Raw genomic sequence first — 3,572 nt, forward strand, 5'->3', positions numbered from 1 at the left:
GATGAAACAATTTTGGACTGTATTTAAGTTTGAATTAAGTCAAACACTTAAACAAAAATCATTTTACATTACTGTTCTTTTAACAGCCTTGATATTATTTGGTGCAAGTTTTGTACCAAGATTAATGGCTGGAAAAAGTGAAACAGGAGAAGCAGATGTAAACAATCCGAGTGAATCAAGTTTGATTCAAGAAAAAGAAAAAATCGCTTTACTCAAAAATGGTCAGGTAGATCCATCTGTAAAGGATGCCTTAGCTGAAATCTTTGACTTTGTAGAAGTAAAAGATGAATCAGAGCTTGCCAACAAGGTTAAATCTGAGGAAGTTGAAAAGGGAGTTAGCTTACTAAGCAATACTGAAGCTGTAGTATATTTAGCCCAGGCTTCATTCTATGATTCAGAAGATTTAGAAATAAAAAGTATCTTGGAAGATAATTACCGTTACAATATAGCCATTAGAGATTTAGATATAAGTGCTGATGATCTAAGAAATATTGACCAGGTAGAAGTTAATGCAGGTATTCAATCACTAGGAACAAATCCTTTTGTAGGATATGTTTTATCTTACATAATGGTATTCTTCCTATATTTCTTGATACTTGCAAGAGGGCAATCCATTGCGACATCTGTTGCTAAGGAAAAAGACAATAGGACTATGGAACTATTAGTAACTAGTGTAAAACCTTCAGCCATGATTTGGGGTAAGGTAATGTCAGGACTTGTAGCATCCATTATAAATATATTGGCTATAGCCTTGGGTGCTGGTTTAGGATATCTAGTAAATGTCAAAAACAATCCAATGGCCCAAGAAATAATTAAGTCAGTTTTAGCAGAAGTTTCATCTGCAGACATCTTAGTATTTTTAGGCTTTACTATAGTAGGTGTAACCTTCTATTACTTGATATTTGCAGCCCTTGGATCAATGGTATCAAGACTTGATGAAATGAACCAAGCTATGACTCCAGTTACTATGATGGTAGTAATTGCCTTTATGGTGACTATGTTTACCATGTCTACGCCTAATTCACCTATATTAAAAATAGCTTCATTTGTACCATTTACATCGCCTCTGGCTATGTTTGCAAGGTATCAAATGATATCTGTACCAACTGTTGAGGTATTGATAAGCTTTGCTATATTGTTAGTTTCAACAATTGTAGTAGCCTTTGCTGCAACAAAGATTTACAGAAGTGGTACCTTAAATTATGGAAACAAGATGAATATTTTTAAAGCATTAAAGAAGAATGATTAATAAATAGATAAAAAAGAGGACTGTATCAAAGTTTTTAAGCTTGATACAGTCCTTATTTTATTTCTTATCCTTATCAAAAAATAGTTTTGTTTCAGGTTCTAGGTCGTATATAGTCTTTTTCTTATAAACTATATCATCATAGGTTTTTATGAATGCTGCCCCATAAATCATGATATTACATACAGCTAAAAGCCAAATCAAGGTTACCAGGATGGAACCCAAGGACCCATAGATTGAAGGGGACCTTTGTAAAACATCGTTAGAAAACTTGTAAAAGAAGGTGACTAAATATATTCCTAAAGTACCGATTACAGATCCTAATAGTATAGATTTTATAGAGGGTCTATTTTCCTTGCTAAAGGAAGGTGCTAAACCATATAGGAAGAATAGCAAGACAGCTGCTATTATAAAAGGTGTTAGCCTAGTTACCCAACCTAAAAATACTCCGGCTAGATCATCTAAAAGTTCAAAATTATCTGTGAAACTTTCAATCATTCCCATTATTTTTTCATTAAATACGGAAAATAGTAAGAGTGAAGCTAGGGCTATCATAAAACCTATAGTTAAAAGTACTGAAAAAATCTTATCATAAAAAGGTATTTTTGATTTGCTATCAACTTCTAAAATTTTATTTAGAGATTTTATCAAACCTTGGAAACCTCTAGATCCCAGCCACATGGCTGATAAAATAGAGATGATGGAAAGTGAAGAGGATACTCCATTAAATATATTGTCTAGTATAGGAACAAATATATTCTTCACATCATTTGGTAGCCTTGCTACTGATTGGTAGACATAATCATTGAAATTTGGCACTACATTAACTATTAAATTTGAGGTAAAAACTAAAATTGGTATAAATGATAGTAAGATATAAAAGGCTAAAAAAGCAGAGGCAAATTCTGCTTCATTTGAATTTATTTTATTAATAAAATATCTTACAAAGGATTCGATTTTTTTCATTAAAACTCCTAAAAATTAATATTCTTCTGTATTATACTATAAAAGAAATGAAGAATAAAGCGAGGAAAATATATTATAAATAACGATTATGGTATAATTTTACTGAGGTTAAAATGAGAGAAGATAGAAGAAATCAAAAAGCAAGAAAAGTGAATAATAGAAGGCGAAGACCACCTAGGATAAGAAGGCAAGGAACCAATAAATTTGTCTTAATTCTTCTAGCCTTATTATTTATAGTGGTAGTATATTTTGCCTTTTCTAAGTTATATAAACGTGCACACAAGCCGAGTGAAGCTGAAACTATTCAAGAAGAAAATCTAAGTCTTGATGAAAAATATCAAAAGGTAGAAAATATTCTTTCCAACTATAAGACAGACCTTACAAATAGGATAGATAATTATATTGAAAATAATAAGTTGACTAAAGAGAACATAAATGTAATGTATTTCAATCCATCTAAAGATAGGTATTATGTCTATGAAGCTGACAAGGATATAGCCATGAATAACCACAATATATTCATTGCTTCCATGCTTGTAGAGGACTTAAAAAAAGAAAATAAGATAGATGATAATATGACTATCAATACTGAAGAATACAAGGATAAAAACGACAAAGACTTTGTTGGAGAAAAGATTTCCTTGTATGAGGCTATAAGTAGGTCTATAAAAAATGGTAAAAATGCTGACATCCGAGCTGTAGTTGATAAGATAAATAAGACTACAAGTGAAGATTGGAAGACACTTGCCAATAAAAGATATGGGATAAAAATCAGTGAAAAAAACGAGATGAAGCTTGATGATATAAAGAAAATCCTTACTTTACTTATATCTAAAGATCAAGAAACTGATTCTTACTTATATCCAAGGACCTTAAATATCATGCTTGAAAATGCAAGATCAAAGAAAGGTTTAGAAGGCTTAACTAAGCAAGAATTTATCGGGGTAGAATCTATTGTAAAATATAACTTTATCTTAGAAAATGGGATAATACTTGATGATGAAGGATATGTTTACATGATTCAGGGCAAGTATTCTGATTCAAGTATCTTAAACCAATTGAGAACTATACTTATAGATTGGCATAATGAATACAAATAAATTGACTTTTTTATTTTGTTATTATATAGTAATAAAAATGCTATGATAAGAAGAGTAGCTAAAGCCCTTTTATTAACAGAGAGTCTAGTAGCTGAGAATAGACAATAAAAGTTTTAGTGAATAAAGCCTTGGAGCAGCCTTTCGGATTGTAAATGATGGAAGGACGTGGTTTGCACGTTACAGCAAAGAAGTATGATAGTACTTGCTAAGGTGTATATTGTGAGATGTACATAAATTTAGGTGGTAACGTGGAGAAATTC

At 31.2% G+C, this 3,572-nt stretch carries 3 protein-coding genes and 1 other annotated feature; of the genes, 2 read left to right on the forward strand and 1 reads right to left on the reverse strand.

All coding sequences use genetic code 11. The features are described from left to right. Positions 1-1,249: ABC transporter permease (locus tag Q0U66_RS05670; RefSeq protein ID WP_297378539.1), on the forward strand; the 1,249-nt coding region annotated here is incomplete at its 5' end. Between the two features lie 57 nt (positions 1,250-1,306). Here Q0U66_RS05670 and Q0U66_RS05675 read toward each other — a convergent pair. Further along, positions 1,307-2,212 carry a YhjD/YihY/BrkB family envelope integrity protein gene (locus tag Q0U66_RS05675; RefSeq protein ID WP_297378540.1) on the reverse strand — a complete coding sequence of 302 codons (906 nt, stop codon included), beginning with the start codon at positions 2,210-2,212 and terminating at the stop codon, positions 1,307-1,309. 113 nt (positions 2,213-2,325) lie between these two features. Here Q0U66_RS05675 and Q0U66_RS05680 point away from each other — a divergent pair, with 113 nt between their 5' ends. Continuing rightward, positions 2,326-3,312 (forward strand): hypothetical protein, encoded by a 987-nt coding sequence (locus tag Q0U66_RS05680; RefSeq protein ID WP_297378544.1) that lies wholly within the window; start codon positions 2,326-2,328, stop codon positions 3,310-3,312. A gap of 33 nt (positions 3,313-3,345) precedes the next feature. Next, positions 3,346-3,572 (forward strand) — a binding site (T-box leader). This feature is flagged as partial in the annotation.

It is taken from the genome of uncultured Helcococcus sp., from assembly GCF_946998255.1.
Taxonomy (GTDB): Bacteria; Bacillota; Clostridia; order Tissierellales; family Peptoniphilaceae; genus Helcococcus.